This is a genomic window from Bradyrhizobium sp. STM 3566, assembly GCF_045571445.1.
Lineage (GTDB): Bacteria > Pseudomonadota > Alphaproteobacteria > Rhizobiales > Xanthobacteraceae > Bradyrhizobium > Bradyrhizobium vignae.
The window spans coordinates 2,619,705-2,636,261 of record NZ_CP120692.1 but is presented as its reverse complement, the minus strand read 5'-3'; the positions used below and the strand labels follow the sequence as shown (position 1 = coordinate 2,636,261).

13 protein-coding genes are annotated in these 16,557 nt (G+C 65.1%); 9 read left to right on the top strand and 4 right to left on the bottom strand.

Annotated features, from left to right (window positions below):
- Nucleotides 1–364: 364 nt before the first annotated feature.
- Nucleotides 365–601 carry a DUF1127 domain-containing protein gene (locus P6U27_RS12415; RefSeq protein WP_122402402.1) on the bottom strand — a complete coding sequence of 79 codons (237 nt, stop codon included), beginning with the start codon at nt 599–601 and terminating at the stop codon, nt 365–367.
- A gap of 186 nt (nt 602–787) precedes the next feature.
- Here P6U27_RS12415 and P6U27_RS12410 point away from each other — a divergent pair, with 186 nt between their 5' ends.
- Nucleotides 788–2,131: a PLP-dependent aminotransferase family protein gene (locus P6U27_RS12410; protein ID WP_122402401.1), complete on the top strand. Its 1,344-nt coding sequence runs from the start codon at nt 788–790 to the stop codon at nt 2,129–2,131.
- An 8-nt stretch (nt 2,132–2,139) separates the two neighbouring features.
- On the opposite strand, the gene P6U27_RS12405 is transcribed toward P6U27_RS12410, so the two are convergent.
- A complete protein-coding gene (locus P6U27_RS12405; RefSeq protein ID WP_407119664.1) occupies nt 2,140–2,730 on the bottom strand; it encodes a hypothetical protein in 591 nt (196 codons plus the stop codon).
- Nucleotides 2,731–2,785: 55 nt separating this feature from the next.
- Between P6U27_RS12405 and P6U27_RS12400 the strand changes: the two genes are divergently transcribed.
- Nucleotides 2,786–3,220, top strand: a complete 435-nt coding sequence (locus P6U27_RS12400) for a hypothetical protein (protein WP_122406565.1) — start codon at nt 2,786–2,788, stop codon at nt 3,218–3,220.
- Nucleotides 3,221–3,415: 195 nt separating this feature from the next.
- On the opposite strand, the gene P6U27_RS12395 is transcribed toward P6U27_RS12400, so the two are convergent.
- Nucleotides 3,416–5,815: an EAL domain-containing protein gene (locus P6U27_RS12395; RefSeq protein WP_122402400.1), complete on the bottom strand. Its 2,400-nt coding sequence runs from the start codon at nt 5,813–5,815 to the stop codon at nt 3,416–3,418.
- 271 nt (nt 5,816–6,086) lie between these two features.
- On the opposite strand from P6U27_RS12395, the gene P6U27_RS12390 reads away from it, so the two are divergent.
- The gene (locus tag P6U27_RS12390; protein ID WP_122402399.1) at nt 6,087–7,307 is read left to right on the top strand and encodes an MFS transporter; all 1,221 of its coding nucleotides are present in this window, start codon (nt 6,087–6,089) and stop codon (nt 7,305–7,307) included.
- 57 nt (nt 7,308–7,364) lie between these two features.
- Here the strand turns inward: P6U27_RS12390 and P6U27_RS12385 are convergent, their stop codons facing one another.
- Nucleotides 7,365–7,871, bottom strand: coding sequence for a ferritin-like domain-containing protein (locus P6U27_RS12385; RefSeq protein ID WP_122406564.1), 507 nt, complete (start codon nt 7,869–7,871; stop codon nt 7,365–7,367).
- 426 nt (nt 7,872–8,297) lie between these two features.
- Here P6U27_RS12385 and P6U27_RS12380 point away from each other — a divergent pair, with 426 nt between their 5' ends.
- The 6 genes from P6U27_RS12380 (at nt 8,298) to gudD (ending at nt 16,550) form a co-directional block, all read left to right on the top strand.
- Complete coding sequence (locus P6U27_RS12380) at nt 8,298–9,380, top strand: YbhN family protein (RefSeq protein ID WP_122402398.1); 1,083 nt, start codon at nt 8,298–8,300, stop codon at nt 9,378–9,380.
- An 82-nt stretch (nt 9,381–9,462) separates the two neighbouring features.
- Entirely contained in the window at nt 9,463–11,412 is a 1,950-nt protein-coding gene (locus P6U27_RS12375) for a hypothetical protein (RefSeq protein ID WP_122406563.1), read from the top strand.
- Nucleotides 11,413–11,732: 320 nt separating this feature from the next.
- Nucleotides 11,733–13,085 (top strand): MFS transporter, encoded by a 1,353-nt coding sequence (locus P6U27_RS12370; protein WP_407194122.1) that lies wholly within the window; start codon nt 11,733–11,735, stop codon nt 13,083–13,085.
- Nucleotides 13,086–13,207: 122 nt separating this feature from the next.
- The gene (locus tag P6U27_RS12365) at nt 13,208–14,113 is read left to right on the top strand and encodes a LysR substrate-binding domain-containing protein (RefSeq protein ID WP_122402395.1); all 906 of its coding nucleotides are present in this window, start codon (nt 13,208–13,210) and stop codon (nt 14,111–14,113) included.
- 124 nt (nt 14,114–14,237) lie between these two features.
- Nucleotides 14,238–15,182 carry a 5-dehydro-4-deoxyglucarate dehydratase gene (kdgD, locus tag P6U27_RS12360; RefSeq protein WP_129145035.1) on the top strand — a complete coding sequence of 315 codons (945 nt, stop codon included), beginning with the start codon at nt 14,238–14,240 and terminating at the stop codon, nt 15,180–15,182.
- A 24-nt stretch (nt 15,183–15,206) separates the two neighbouring features.
- A complete protein-coding gene (gene gudD, locus P6U27_RS12355) occupies nt 15,207–16,550 on the top strand; it encodes a glucarate dehydratase (protein WP_122402393.1) in 1,344 nt (447 codons plus the stop codon).
- The last annotated feature ends 7 nt before the right edge of the window (nt 16,551–16,557 follow it).

Sequence of the window (16,557 nt, the reverse complement as noted above, 5' to 3'; positions counted from 1 at the left end):
CCATCATCGCCTGCATGCGCAAGCTGATCGTCATCCTCAACACGATGATCGCACGACGGCAGAAGTGGGATCCCAGCCGCTACGCGCTGAACTGAACGAGCGCATCTCGTCGCGCTCGGTACTCCACCGAGCGCATGCAAAGCCAACAGACCGGTGAGCGGACGGGGGCAAGGCCGTCAGCCGCCGCAGGCGGGGGCGCGCCAGCGCCAGCCTTGAGGCCGGCCGATCGCCGAAGGCATCAAGGCAAAGCTCGGGCGAGATGAGCCGCGAGGATGCATATGCATGTCTGCGGCGACACGCTCGCTGCCATCGCCCGGTTTAACCGGGCGATCCAGTACTCCGAGACAGCAGTGATTGAGCCGACTCACAAATACCGCGACAGCTCGGTCTTGAACTGCCCGTAAACAGCATCCTCGATCTGGCTGCGCGTGATGCCGATGTCGCGCAGGGCGCGGTCGTCGAGCTCGTTCAGCGTCTTGACGGCAGAGCGGCGCTCGAGACGGTTGAACAACGCAGAGACGCTATGGGTGAGCGCAGTGAAAAATCCGCTCATTGAGGATGGGCGTAAACTCCGCCCGGCAGTTTGCGAGATCGTGGTCATTTTTCTTCTCCGGCCTGTTGTCCCGCGCGGCGAAGCAGGTGCCGTTGGCGCGGACGCTGTCAGCGCCTGCACCTCATTTGCCGTCGGATTGCTCTCGCTCCCCTCGGCTCAATCGCGGAACTTGATGGAACTTAAATGCTCCAGTACACTCCTCGGAGCAAGTAAAACATTGCTCTCGGTGCAATAATGTCCAAGTTCGAGTACGTGAAGCTTGCCGATGCCATTGCGGCCGATATCACTAACGGCACGTTAAGACCCGGCGATCGGCTGCCGCCCCAGCGCAATTTTGCCTATGACCGCGGGATCGCGGTCTCGACCGCGAGCCGGGTTTACACCGAATTGCTCCGCCGCGGGCTAGTGGTCGGCGAGGTCGGGCGCGGCACGTTCATCTCCGGCGACGTCAGGCGTGAGGTCGAAACCACGAGCGAGCCGGCCGATGCGCGCATCAATCTCGAGGTCAATTATCCGCTGTTGCCGCAGCAATGGGCGATGATCGCCAAGAGCCTCGCGGGGCTCGAGCGCATCGACGCGCTCGAATCCGCGCTGCGCGTTTCGACCAGCACCGGCACCAAGAGCGCGCGCGTCGCTGCCGCCGCCTATCTCGCGCGCAAGGATTTTGCGCCTCAGGCCGAGCAGATCTTCTTCACCGCCAACGGCAAGCAATCGCTCGCGGCCGCGCTTGCGGCGCTCGTTCCGACCGGTGGCCGCTGCGGTGTCGAAGCGCTGACCTATCCTTACGTCAAGAGCATCGCCGCGCGGCTCGGTGTGACGCTCGTCCCGATTCCGATGGACGAATTCGGCGCGCGTCCCGATGCCATCCAGAAGGCGCATCGCGAGGCGCACCTGTCGGCGCTGTATCTCCAGCCCATCATCCAGAATCCGCTCGGCGTCACCATGAACGCGACGCGGCGCGCCGACATCATGCGCGTCGCCGAGAAGCTCGATCTCACCATCATCGAGGACGCCGTCTACGGCTTCCTCGCCGACGACACACCGCTGGCCGCACTCGGGCCCGACCGCTGCATCGTGATCGACAGCCTGTCCAAGAAGGTCGCGCCGGGCCTTGCGCTCGGCATTCTCGTCGCACCGCCTCACTTGCGCGAAGGTGTGATGAGCGCGGTCCGCACCGGTGGCTGGATCGCCTCCGGCCATGCGCTGGCGGCCGGGCAACGGCTGATGGCCGACGGCACCGTCGCCGAGCTGACGCGTCTGAAACGCATCGATGCGGCGCGGCGCCAGCAGACCGCGGCGAGGCTGCTCGCCGGCTACCAGCTCGCCGCCGATCCGCGGTCCTATCATCTCTGGCTGACGCTGCCGCCGCACTGGCGCTCGCAGACCTTCGTCGCCGCAGCCGCAAGGCGCGGCATCGCGCTGACGCCGTCCTCGACCTTCGCGATCGCGCATGGACATGCACCGAACGCCGTACGGCTTGCGCTTGCTCCGCCCTCACCCGAGCAGCTCGATTCCGGCCTGCGCACCATCGTCTCGCTGCTCGGCACCAAGGAAGAGGATTTTGATTCGACGGAGTAGCGATCGGTCTACGGCAGCAAGGACCGGGGCAATTGATCGAAACTGTAGCTCCGCGGCTGGTTGCGCCGGACGAAGCCACCGATCTGCCAGGCGAACAGCGCGGCAAAGCCGACAATGAACAGCGCGCCCGCGAACTCGCCGATCATCAGGGCGCTGATCAGCAGCCCCGTCATGGCCAGCGTCAGCACCGACAGGAACGCCAGCACCGCCGCATAGGTCGTGCGACCGAGGCCTGCGGTCAATTCCGCGCGGCTGCCCGCTTTCGCCATCCGCGCATGGAGCTCGATGAGAAAATCGCGAAAGCCATTGTCCTGCGGCGCCATCAGGGCCGCGGTCTGCCAGCTCGTCGACAGGATCGCGACGCGGCCGCCGCCGTCGCGGCTGATATCGGCGCGAAAGCGGTGCTGCTGCATCGAGACCGGCCGGAACGACAGCCGGATCGCCGAGATCTCGTCGTAGCGCCACAGGCCGGAGCGTCCGGCGACGTGCCAGGACAGCCCCTGCTCCGTCAGCTCGAATCGATGCGCCGAGCCGATCAGCGAGGCCTTGTAGGCGTAGCTCGTGGCCGAACCAGCTTCAGCTCGCTGCATATCGATCATGATCCCATTCGCGATCGGCTTGCGCGATCGCCCTTGCCCATCCTACAAGCGAGGCATGGCTGAGACGACCTATTTTCCGCGCCACCTGATTCTCGGCGCCGCAATGATCTCCGGCGTGCTGCTGGCGCTCGCGGTGCACATGCTGGGCGCGCGCTACGGTCTCGACCTCGGCGGGCTCTGGCGCTCCGACACGCATGAGTTCATCCCCGCGGGCGCGGCGATCGCCTGGTGGCTGATCGCCACGGTCGGCTTCTCCGGCGGCTATTTCACGGCGAGCCTGATGCAGAGCGCCGTTTCCGGACAGATCCCGCAACGGATGCGGCAATTCCTGATCGCGGTCGGCGTGCTCTTGCTTGCGGGAGCGGGCCAGGCGGCCTCGGCGCCGAGCCCGATCCCGACCGTCTCGGGCGTGCTCGCCGGGCTCGCCGCCCTGTGCCTCGGTGCCGTGATGGCGTTCTGCGGCGCGCATTTCGCGCTGCGCCGCGGCTAACACGATTGCCGCCTAGCTTCACCTCTCCCGTAGGGAGAGGTCGGATCGCATCATAAGATGCGATCCGGGTGAGAGGTTACAGTGGCACTGAACGCTGCGGCCCCTCACCCGGATTGCTCAGGCGCGCAATTGCGCGCCATAGCAATCCGACCTCTCCCCGCTGGGTAGAGGTGAAGCTAGGGCGGCGGACCGCGCTCAAGCCGATGCGCGCAGCCGCGGGCGGTCCAGCATCATCGCCACATCGGACGCCGGCCGCGGCTTGCTGAACAGATAACCCTGCGCCTGGGTGCAGCCTTCGCGCCGGAGCAGCTCGAGCTGCACGTCGTTCTCGACGCCTTCCGCCGTGGTGATGATGCCGAGGCTGCGGCCGAGGCCGGTCACCGCACGGATGATCGCCATGGAATCCTCGCGCGTCGCCAGCTCCGACACGAAGGAGCGGTCGATCTTGATCTTGTCGAACGGGAAGCTGCGCAGATAGCTCAGCGAGGAATAGCCGGTGCCGAAATCGTCGAGCGAGATCCGCACGCCCATGGCGCGCAGCTCGTGCAGGGTCGTCAGCGTTGCCTCGCCGTTCTGGAGCAGCACCGATTCGGTGATCTCGAGCTCGAGACGGCGCGCATCAAGCCCCGAAGCGGTCAGCGCTTCGGTCACGGACGTGATCAGGTGCGGGCTCTTGAACTGCACCGGCGACAAATTGACGGCGACATCGACATCGTCGGGCCAGGTGGCTGCGTCGGTGCAGGCGGAGCGCAACACGAACTCGCCGAGCTGAACGATGAGCCCGGTCTCCTCGGCGAGCGGAATGAAGCTGATGGGTGCGATCAGCCCGCGCTGCGGATGGTGCCAGCGCAACAGCGCCTCGAAAGCAACGACGCGACCGCTGGCGACGTCGCGGATCGGCTGATAATAGACCTGAAACTCGTCGCGTTGCAGCGCCGCGCGCAGATCCATTTCCAACAGGCGCCGGGCTTGCGCGCGCGCATCCATGCCGGTCTCGAAGAAGCGATAGGTGCCGCGGCCGTCCGCCTTGGCGCGATAGAGCGCAAGGTCTGCGTTCTTCAACAGCTCATCCGGATTGCTGCCGTCCTGCGGCGACAGCGAGATGCCGATCGAGACGCCGATCACGATCTGATGGTCGTCTATCTCGTAGGGTGCCGAGATGACCTCGACGAGGCGCCCGGCGAGGGACCTCGCAGCGGTCTCCTCGGAACGTCCGATCTGGACCACCGCGAACTCGTCGCCACCGAGCCGCGCCACGGTGTCGTTCTCGCCGACGGTGGCCTTGAGCCTGCGGCCGACCTCCTTGAGCAGCGCATCGCCGATGGGATGGCCGAGCGAGTCGTTGATGTCCTTGAAGTGATCGAGATCGAGACAAAGCACGGCGAGCTGGTCGCCCGACTTGGTGCGACGCAGGCCCTGCTCGAGCTCCTCGTGGAACAGCACCCGGTTCGGCAGGCTGGTCAGCGCATCGTGGCGGGCCATGTGTGAGATCTTGGCCTGCGCCTCCAGCCATTCGGTGATGTCCTCGAAGGTGGCCACCCAGCCGCCGCCCTGCATCGGCTGGTTGACGACCCGGATCGAACGGCCCGACCGATTGACGATTTCGGTCGTGGTGCGGCCCTCGCGCGCGTCGGCGACGAGACGTGCGAAGAATTCATCGGCATTGCCCTGCCACTCGCCCTTGGCCTGCTCTTCCCGCAGCACGTCGACCAGCAGGCGACCGGTCAATGCAATGTCGGTGCGGCGGAGCATCGCGGCATAGCGCTCGTTGAACAGGATGATCTTGCCGTCCGCATCGAACATGCACAGTCCCTGCGACATGTTCTCCAGCGCGCTGTCCAACACGATCTGCTGGCGGCCCAGCTCGCCCTTGGCGCGGCGGTCGAGCAGCGCTGCTACCAGTGCGATCACGATGATCGCAGCCGCAGCACTCGCGGTGAAAACCGACAGCGATGTCGGCGGGATCGACAGTCCGCTGATCGCCAATGCCGGATCCGGCGTCAATTGCACTGCGCCCATAGCCGTGAAATGATGCGAGACGATGGCGATCGTCAGCAGCACAGTGGCGCCGAGCGCGCCGGACAAGCTTTCGCGTCGTCCAGCGACATGGAGTGCGAATGCACCGAAGACGAGCCCAAGCAGGATCGACGCGGCCACGGTGCCGGTTGCCCAGCTGACGCGCGCAGGGATCTCGAGGGCCATCATGCCGGTATAGTGCATCGCCGCCACGCCGCCTCCGACAATCGCCCCTCCGAGTGCAACGAGGCTGGGTCGCATGGTCGAAACCGCAACACTCAAGCCGACAAATGTGACGGCGATGGCGAAGATCAGCGATAGCAGCGTCACCGGCACGTTATAGGCGCCGACGGCACCCGGGCCGTACGCCAGCATGGCGATGAAATGCGTCGCCCAGATGCCGCAGCCGGCAACGACTGCGTCGAGCGTTAACCATACCAGGCGCCCCGATCCTCGCGTCGCGCGCGCCCGGTGAAACAGGCTGATTGCAGCCGAACTGGCGAGCAGGCAAACCGCGCCGCCAAGCGCGACCAGTCGCCAGTCGTGTTCATCCGTCAGACAGTAAAGCACCTGGTACATGAGCTTTCCCCAAACCTGCCATTACCAGAGCGGGCAAGTGGTGGATTTTGGGTAACGGAGGAGGACTGGCTTGCCGGATGGTGAACAGGCGCTTCCAGAATCAACCGTTCGTTGCGGTCCGAATGTCCTTCGCTGTCGTCTTTTCAACGGGGGATGGGCTCTGCCTGGATAGTCAATCTTCACGCGCGCAGGCCAGCCGCGCCGGCTGCACAGGGAACGGCGCATGATTGCTTCGAGTTGGGTGCCGTGAACCTACATCCAGGGGTCATGCATGGCGACGAAGCACACCTCCGTTCCATCACGCGCCGAGTCGGAGTTCAGCAGGACCGCGACCCTTGCAACCGTCGCCGCCCTGATCGCGGTGCTGTTTGCCGGCAGCACCGTGGTGACGCCCCTCTATGTGATATACGAGCGGCAGTTCGGCTTCGCGCAGGTCACCCTGACGCTGATCTACGCGGCCTATGTGATCGGCAATCTGGCAGCGCTGCTGGTGTTCGGGCGCATCTCCGACCAGATCGGCCGCCGCCGGACGGCCGCAATCGCAACGGCCATCGCCATCATCGGCGCGCTGGTGTTCCTGTTCGCGCACGGCATCGCGGCGCTCTATGTGGGGCGGGTGCTGAGCGGGTTGGCGATCGGGATCGGTGCGGGAACCGGCACGGCGTGGCTTTCGGAGTTGATCGACGAAACGGACAAATCCCGCGCCACCGTCGTCGCGACGTCCGCAAACTTCGCTGGCCTCGGTATCGGTGCGGTGATCGCGGGCCTGCTCGCCGACTACGCACCACATCCGTTGCGGACCCCTTTCATTGCCTATCTTGCGGCTCTCATGATGACGGTCATCCTGATCGCCTTTGCCGGCGAAACCGTTCCCCGGCCTCTCGATGCGCTCAGGCAGGTCTCGCTCCGTCCGCGCGCAGCCGTGCCCACCGCCATTCGCGCGGCGTTCGTCGCACCGGCGGTGACTGGCTTCGGCGCGATGGCTCTGGTGGCGTTCTTTGCCGCGCTGGTGCCGAGTGTGCTCGCCAACGAGCTGCACGAGACCAGCCACGCCATCGCGGGGGCCGTCTTCCTCGAGCTCGCTGCGACGGTTGCCATCGTCATCGCGCTGACGCGGCCGCTGCCGAGCCGGACGGCCATGCTGTGCTCGCTGGGCCTCATGCTCCCGAGCGTGTCATTGATCGTCGCCGCACAGTTCCAAGGCTCGCTCGCCCTGATGATCGCCGCGACCGCGCTATGCGGCGTCGCGGTGGGACTGGGTTATCGCGGCAGCCTGCAGGTGGTGAACCAGATCGCGCCGGAGGATCGTCGCGCGGAAGTGGTCTCGGCCTATTTCATCTGCGGCTTTCTCGGCAACGCCCTGCCGGTGATCGGCATCGGCGTGATCTCGACCCTGGCAAGCCCGCGTGTTGCGAGCCTGGTCTTCGCCGCGATGATCGCGGCCTTTGCCGTGATCGCGCTCGGCTTCGGCCTCAGATATTCGGATCGCTGAATCGAGAACGCCGCGCTGACGGCGCGGCGTTGCCGATATCGTTCCGCTACATTCGCCTCAGCTCGCCGCGCGCAGATTCACCTTGCTCTCCGCAAGCGCCGTCAGCTTCTTGTCGGTCGCCTTCTCTTCCTCGAGCGTCTTGGCCAGCACAGCCGCGCAGTCATTGCGGCCGAGCTGCTTGGCCCAGGCGATCAGGCTGCCGTAGCGGGCGATCTCGTAATGTTCGGCGGCCTGCGCCGCATTGATCAGGGCCGCATCCAGCACCGCCTGGTCCGCAACCTCACCCGCGGTCTCGTCGGCTTCCTCGATGATGCCGTCGATGGCCGGGCAGTCGACCGCCTTCACGGCGACGCCGTGCATCTTGAATACTTCCTCGAGCCGGGTGACGTGCTGATTGGTTTCCTCTAGGTGCGTCAAAAAGCCCTGTTTCAGCTGCGGATCGGTGGCCCTGCTTGCCATCTTCGGCAGCGCCTTGGTGAGCTGCTGCTCGGCATAATAGATGTCCTGGAGCTGATGCACGAACAGATCGTTCATGGTCTTGATGTCCTTTGTGAACAGTCCCATCGTTCCGGTCCTCTCGGTTTTGGGAACACGGAGGCGTCGGCTTGCATGAAAAGCCGCATATTCCGCCATGTTCGATTGCTGATCGAGCCTAACGAGCACGCGGTATCGACGTTCCAAAAAGGCCGATGACCACTTGCGCTGGAACAATGCGGACGGCGCCAAGATTTGAAATCATGCTGGCACACTAAGCGCGCGAGCGGAGCCGGTTTCACGACTCATATGCTTAAGGCGCACCCGATGTGAACCGCGTATGACAAAAGTGGCCGGTCCAACGCAGAACCTAATGTTGTCAAGGGCTGCACAAGCCGCTGTTTTTGCCTTAAATGAGCTGGATCATGCCTAGCGATCGATGCTTGCCTTTGGCCGTGATCGCGCCTGACCGGCCAATGCCTGGCCCGGTCGTCTTTGCCCCCGCCGGGAGGATGAATGCACGGACTGCTGCCCGCGCTGAAGCGCGGCTTCAAAAGATGGATCGGCTGGCGACGGCTCGGAATTGCCGCGAGCGTCTTCATCATCGCCTTCGCGATCACAACGCTGGTGCGGACCCTCAAGGGCATCGATACCGGGGTCATCCTGACCGCATTGACCGAGATTCCGCGCGGCAGTATCGGGCTGGCGGCGATCTGCGTCTTCTTTGCGTTCTGCACGCTGACCTTCTACGACTTTTTTGCGCTGCGAACGATCGGCAAGAAGCACGTGCCCTATCGCATCGCGGCGCTGTCCAGCTTCACGTCCTATTCGATCGGCCACAACATCGGCGCCACCGTCTTCACCGGCGGGGCAATCCGCTTCCGGATCTATTCGGACTACGGGCTGAACGCGATCGACGTCGCGAAGATCTGCTTCCTGTCGGGCCTGACCTTCTGGCTCGGTAACATCTTCGTGCTCTCGATCGGCATGGCCATCCATCCGGATGCCGCCTCCGCGATGGACCAGCTGCCCGCGCCGCTCAACCGCCTGATCGCGCTCGGCGGCCTCGCCTCGATCGGCGCCTATCTGGTCTGGCTCTGCATGGGCGCAAAGCGGCGCGAGCTCGGCCAGAAGGGCTGGAAGGTGGTGCTGCCATCGGCGCCGCTGACATTGGTGCAGATCCTGATCGGCGTGGTCGATCTCGGCTTCTGCGCCACCGCCATGTACCTCTTGATGCCGGCCAGCCCGCCGATCGACTTCATGTCGCTCGCCGTCGTGTTCATTCTGGCGACCCTGATCGGCTTTGCCAGCCACGCGCCCGGCTCGATTGGCGTGTTCGATGCAGCCATGCTGGTGGCGCTGCCGGAATTCGGCCGCGAACAGCTGCTGGCGACGCTGCTGGTGTTCCGTCTTCTCTATTTCGTGATCCCGTTCGCCCTTGCCATCTCCATCATGGGCGCGCGCGAGCTCTGGATGAACGTGGTCAAGCCGTGGCAGGAACGACGGCGGCTGGCGGAGGCCTGCGCGCAGGCCAACCTGCCCAAGCAGGTGACGACCATGGAACGTGAGCGGTCGCTGCGCCAAGTCGCCAAGCGCTAGGTCTCCCCTGAGACAAAGGTTGCAGGCGGGTGAGCAATGCTCTCTTATTTCCGCCTCAACTTTGCCGTTGAAGACGCGGGCCATGTTCCGATCATCGCTTAAAACCCTCTCCGCAGGCGCCCTGCTGCTTGTCGGGTTGCTGACGATTTTGCCGCCCGAGCCCGCTGCCGCACAGGACGATGCCTTGCAAATCACCTGGGAGGTACGTAACCGCTTCCGGCTGTTCCGTGAGGAGCGCGACTTCCTGCTCCATGTCGAAAACGCGCGTAACCGCAGCATCCTTGCCGCCGAGCAGTCACTGGAGCTCCAGAGCGAGGGCCGCGGCTGGGCCCGCAACATGGTCAACCGCCTGTGCATCGACCTCCAGGGCCGGGTCAACCAGCCTTGCACCCGCGACAACGTCAAAGAGAACTACATTACACCGATCGACCATCCGGTGACGGTACGCCTGACCGGCGCGGTGCCGGTCGGCGCCATCTGCACCTGGTCGTTCGATGATGGCGATGGACCGCAAGCCTCGACCTTCGACTGCGCCGAGCCGATCAATTTGCGCGTCCGCTACGGCAAGCCGACGGTCGCGACCGTCGACGTCTCAGCCGGCTCCGATCCGACCCAGCGGGTCCAGACCGAGATTCAGGTCCGCGACATCTTCGTCGCTGGCCTAGGGGATAGCATCGCCTCCGGCGAAGGCAATCCGGATCGGCCGCTGGCACTGGCAGATGAAGGATTTTGCTTCCGCTCCTATCTCGGCACTGCAGGCGCGCAGTATTACCGGCCGAGCCGCCATGGCTTCAAGGGCGGTCGCGCCTGTGAGGCGCCGGATACGCTCGCCAACTGGCAACGTTACAGCGCGCTCTGGTTCAACGCACCTTGCCATCGCTCGCTCTACAGCTATCAGGCGCGTACCGCGCTGGCGCTCGCCGTGCGCTATACCCACATCGCCGTGACCTTCCTGCCGCTCGCCTGCACCGGCGCCAGCATTGGCGACGGGCTGCTCGGCTCACAGCGCGCCCGCGAATGCCCGCCCGGCAAGACCGGTGTCTGCAACACCAGCGTGAACGCGCAGCTCGCCGAGCTGCGCGAAGCGCTCACCGCGGCAAAGAAACGCCAGCCCGACCGCACGCTCGATCTCGTGCTGCTGTCGGTCGGCGCCAACGACGTCTATTTCTCCGGCCTCGTCGCCGACGTCATCGTCGACACTGCGACCGAGCGCACGCTGTTCCGCCGCTCCGGCGTGATGGCCAGCGTCGATGATTCCCGCGATGCGCTGCAGCGCGAGCTGCCGCAGAACTTCGTCAAGTTGCGCGAGGCGCTGAAGCCGCTCGTCGGCGGCGACCTCTCGCATGTGGTCTATGTCTCCTATGCCAATCCTGCGCTCGCCGACGGCGGCGTGCCCTGCCGCGGCGGCCGCGCCGGCTTCGACATCCATCCGTCCTTCAACGCCGACCCGCAGCGCCTCGCCCGCGTCTCCACCTTCGTCGACACGGAATTCCTGCCGCAACTGAAGGGACTCGCTACCTGCACCCGCGGCGCGCTGTGCCGCGATCCCGAATCCGACCGCATGACCTTCGTCGACGGGCACCAGGCCGCGTTCGCCGATCACGGCTTCTGCGCCCATTCCGGCAGCGATCCCGAATTCGACCGCAGCTGCTTTGCCGAGAACGGCCAGAGCTTCAATCCTGATATCGTCAGCGCAGCGAGCCAGCCGATGCTGTGCGGTCGCGGCGCCTCGGAATATCGCGCCTACCTGCCCCGCGCGCGCTGGATCCGCGATGCCAACGACAGCTATTTTGCTGCGATGACCTATCCGCAGGGCCTGCCCGCGGCGAGCCAGCCGACCGACATCCACGACGCGACCTGGGGCGTGCTGTCCGCCGTTTATGGCGGCGCCGTGCATCCGAGCGCCGAAGGCCACGCCGCGATGGCGGATGCGGCACTGCCGGCTGCAAGCGCCGTGCTCGGGCTCGACGCGGTGCCTCCCAACGTGACGCGAGGATTTCTGCCTCAGCTGCTGCCGAGCGCGCAGCAGTAGCACGACGCTCCTTCCACTTACTCGGTGTCATCGCCCGACTTGATCGGGCGATCTGGTACGCCGTGACAGCAGTGATTCAATCGAGAGGCCGCGGCGTACTGGATTCCCCGCTTTTGCGGGGAATGACAGCGGTATGCGGAGCACGAGCTCGCGCATCATCAAAGCTTGCGCGTTCGCCATCACCACGAACGTCCCCTCACCTGCCGTTCCATCAATCCAAAAACGGCATCGATCGATACTCCCTTGAACTTGGACACCCCGCCGCGCGCACCTCTAGGACTCGGGTCGAGGAAAACATTTCGACTTCGAGGAGGCGCGTGATGAGCGCAGTGGTGTCCGCAGCGGACGTGAGTAGGTCTCGCGTCAGGCTGTTCATCGTGACCATGTTGTTCCTGGTCACCACCGTGAATTATGCCGACCGCGCTACGCTCTCGATCGCGGGTCCCGCGCTCTCGAAAGAGCTGAATCTCGATCCCGTCGCCATGGGCTGGATCTTCTCGGCCTTCGGCTGGTCCTATGTCGTGGCGCAGGTGCCGGGCGGCTGGCTGCTCGACCGCTACGGCTCGCGCCTCGTCTATGCCTTCAGCATCATCATCTGGTCGCTGTTCACGCTGATGCAGGGCTGGGTCGGCTTCCTCAGCGCCGGCGCTGCCATCGTCGTGCTGTTTGCGCTTCGCCTGCTTGTCGGCATTGCGGAGGCGCCTTCCTTCCCGGCGAATGCGCGCATCGTCGCGGCCTGGTTTCCCGGCAATGAACGCGGCACCGCATCCGCCTTCTTCAACTCCGGCCAGTACTTCGCCACTGTGATCTTCGCGCCGCTGATGGGCTGGATCGCGCACACCTACGGCTGGCGCTTCGTGTTCTTCGTGATGGGCGCGCTCGGCATCGTCATGGGCCTCGTCTGGCTCAGGACCATCTATGGCCCGAAGGAGCACCCTTCGATCAACGAGGCTGAGTTCGACTACATCAGGGAAGGTGGCGCGCTGGTCGATCTCGACGCGCCCAAGGATGATCGGCTGCGCGCGCGTGCGCCCGAGGCCGGCTCCGGCTGGGACCACATCCGCCAGCTGCTTTCCAATCGCATGATGCTCGGCGTCTATCTCGGCCAGTACTGCATCAACACGCTGACCTATTTCTTCCTGACCTGGTTTCCGGTCTATCTCGTCAAGGAACGCGGGCTGTCGGTCCTGCAAGCGGGCTTCGTCGCGACGCTACCCGCTCTGTGCGGCTTCATCGGCGGCGTGCTCGGCGGCATCATCTCGGACGCGATCCTGCGCCGGACCGGCTCGCTGACCATGGCGCGCAAGATCCCGATCGTGGGCGGCATGCTGCTGTCGATGTCGATCATCGCCTGCAACTATGTCGAGGGACAGGCGCTGGTGGTCGGCTTCATGGCGCTCGCCTTCTTCGGCAAGGGCATCGGCGCGCTCGGCTGGGCGGTCGTCTCCGACACCTCGCCGAAGGAAGCCGGCGGCATCTCCGGCGGCCTGTTCAATACCTTCGGCAACCTGTCCTCGATCACCACGCCGATCGTGATCGGCTACATCCTGGCCGCGACCGGCTCGTTCAACGGCGCGCTGGTGTTCGTCGGCCTCAACGCGCTAGTGGCCGTCTTCGCCTATCTCGTCATCGTCGGCAAGATCGAGCGGGTGACGCTGAAACGTTCCTCCTGAGGGCTCCCATGGGAGCTTGACCAGGCAACTCAACGGCGGCTTCACGGCCGCCGTCTTTGTTTTGGGGATGATCGATGCTAGAAGTGCCGGCGAAACGCCTTATTCATCTAAGGCATGTATCGATGTTCGACCTCAACCAGCTCCGCTGTTTCGTCACGGTGGCGGAGGAACTGCATTTCGGCCGCGCCGCCGCGCGGCTGAACATGACCCAGCCGCCGCTGTCCCGGCAGATCCAGGTGCTCGAGCACATCATCGACGCGCCGCTCTTGGAGCGTACCAGCCGCTCGGTGCGCCTGACACCTGCGGGACGCAGCTTCCTGCCGGAGGCGCGGCGCATCCTCAAGCTTGCGGAAAGCGCCTCGCAAGTTGCCCGCCGCATCGCGCTCGGCAAGACCGGCTCGCTCAAGATCGGCTTCACCGCGGCCGCCGCCTACGGCTTCCTGCCCGAGCTCGTCGCCGCCTGCCGTGCCAAGCTGCCCGAGGTGGACTTCTCGCTGAAGGAGATGGTGTCGGGCGACCAGTTCGAGGCGCTGACCTCGGGCCAGATCGACGCCGGCCTGCTCAGGCCGCCGATCGCGCGGCCCGAGCTGACCAGCCGCCGCGTCGTCGCCGAGCCCCTGCTCGCCGCGATCCCGAAGAAGCATCCGCTCGCCAACGCCGACGGCATCACCATCAAGGATTTCGACGACCAGCCCTTCGTGATGTATTCGCCCTATGAGAGCCGCTACTTCCACGATCTGCTGGTGGCTCTCTTCACCCGGGCCGACGTGCTGCCGCGCTACGTCCAGCATCTCAGCCAGATCCACTCCATCCTCGCCATGGTGCGCGCCGGCCTCGGCCTTGCCATCGTGCCGGCCGCAGCCGCGAGCCTGAAGATCTCCGACGTGCGGCTGCGCCCGCTGAAGCTGCGCACCCGCGTTCCCGTCGAGCTCTTCATGGTCTGGCGCCGCGACGACGAGAATCCGCTGCTGTCGGCCCTGGTCAAAATCGCCGGCGAATTGTCCTCCGCGGAGCTGACGGAGGATTGATGCTCAATCTGCATCGGTCGATATAGGCTTTGGCTTGGACGCGCATCGAACGGTCTCCTAAACCACGGCGCATGGACGCGCAGGCTTGCGTCCTCCACAACACGCACGAAAGGGAGCAGCGCCCGTGAGCAAGATGACCCCGCAGGAGATGGCCCAGAAGATCGGATCGGGCCTCCTGTCCTTCCCCGTCACGCCGTTCAGGGCGGACTACTCCTTCGACGAGGCGACCTACCGCGCCAACATGGACTGGCTCTGCGGCTACGACGTTGCCGGACTGTTCGCCGCCGGCGGCACCGGTGAGTTCTTCTCGCTGACCCCGACCGAGGTTCCGCAGATCGTGAAGATCGCCGTCGAGGAGACCAAGGGCCGCGTGCCCGTGCTCGCCGGCACCGGCTACGGCACCGCAATCGCCCGCGAGATCGCGATCGGTGCCGAGAAGGCTGGCGCCGACGGCCTGCTGCTGCTGCCGCCTTACCTCACCCATTCCGAGCAGGACGGCCTTGCCGCCCATGTCGAGGCGGTCTGCGCCTCCGTTAAGATCGGCGTCATCGTCTACAACCGTGACAACGCCATCCTCCAGCCCGATACGCTCGCGCGCCTCGCCGAGCGCTGCCCGAACCTCGTCGGCTACAAGGACGGCATCGGCGACATCGAGCTGATGACGCGCGTCTACACCAAGCTCGGCGATCGCCTCACCTATATCGGCGGCCTGCCGACCGCGGAGACTTTCGCGCTGCCCTATCTCGACATGGGCGTGACGACCTATTCCTCGGCCGTGTTCAACTTCGTGCCGGAGTTCGCCACCAATTTCTACGCCGCGGTGCGCAAGCGCGACCATGAGACGATCCACGCCGGCCTGAAGAACTTCATCCTGCCGCTGATCGCGATCCGCAATCGCAAGAAGGGCTATGCAGTCTCGATCATCAAGGCCGGCATGAAGGTGATCGGCCGCGATTCCGGCCCGGTCCGTCCGCCGCTGACCGACCTCACGGAGCAGGAGATCGCCGAACTGACCGCGCTGGTGAAGAAGCTGCCCGCCGCACGATCGTCACAACAGGCTGCAGAATAACAAGACGACAGGGAGGAGCGTGCGATGGCCCGGACTGAGATTTCTGGTGCACCGGTCGTCACATCGATGCAGGTGATCCCGGTTGCGGGCCGCGACAGCATGCTCCTCAACCTCAGCGGCGCGCATGCGCCCTTCTTCACCCGCAACATCGTCATCCTCACCGACAATGCCGGCCACACCGGCGTCGGCGAGGTGCCGGGCGGGCAGAAGATCTGGCAGACACTCCAGGACGCGCGCGATCTCGTGATCGGCAAGACCGTCGGGGCGATGAACAACATCCTCGCCGACGTCCGTACCGCCTTTGCCGACCGCGACGCCGGCGGCCGCGGCAAGCAGACGTTTGACCTGCGGGTGATGATCCACGCGGTCACCGCGATCGAATCCGCGCTACTCGACTTGCTCGGCCAGCATCTCGGGCTGCCGGTCGCCGCGCTACTCGGCGAAGGCCAGCAGCGCACAAGCGTCGAGACGCTCGGCTATCTCTTCTTCGTCGGTGATCGCCGCAAGTCCCGCCTGCCCTATGTGGAAGGCGAGACCGGCGGGGCGGAATGGTTCAACCTCCGCCATCAGGAGGCGATGACGCCGGAGACGGTGGTGCGCCTCGCCGAGGCCACCCACGACCATTACGGCTTTGCCGATTTCAAGCTCAAGGGTGGCGTGCTCCGCGGCGAGCAGGAGATCGAGGCCGTCACTGCCATCGCAAAGCGCTTTCCGAACGCGCGCGTCACGCTCGACCCCAACGGCGCCTGGTCGCTGGATGAGGCGATCAGCCTCTGCAAGGACATGCACGGCATCCTCGCCTATGCCGAGGATCCCTGCGGCGCCGAGGCCGGCTTCTCCGGCCGCGAGATCATGGCCGAGTTCCGCCGCGCCACCGGCCTGCCGACCGCAACCAACATGATCGCCACCGACTGGCGGCAGCTCTCCCACGCGGTGCGCTTAGGGGCGGTGGACATTCCGCTCGCCGATCCCCATTTCTGGACCATGCAAGGCTCGGTGCGCGTCGCCCAGACCTGCCGTGACAACGGCCTGACCTGGGGCTCGCACTCCAACAACCATTTCGACATTTCACTCGCCATGTTCACCCATGTCGGCGCAGCCGCGCCCGGCAAGGTCACCGCGATCGACACCCACTGGATCTGGCAGGACGGCCAGGCCCTGACCAGAGAGCCGCTGCAGATCAAGGGCGGCCAAATTGCGGTCCCGGACAGGCCGGGCCTGGGTATCGAAATCGACAGGGCCGCTATCGACGCCGCGCATGAGCTCTACAAGCAGCATGGACTTGCCGCCCGCGATGACGCTATTGCCATGCAGGACCTGATCCCCGGCTGGACCTTCGACGACAAGCGTCCCTGCCTCGTTCGTTAAAATACTC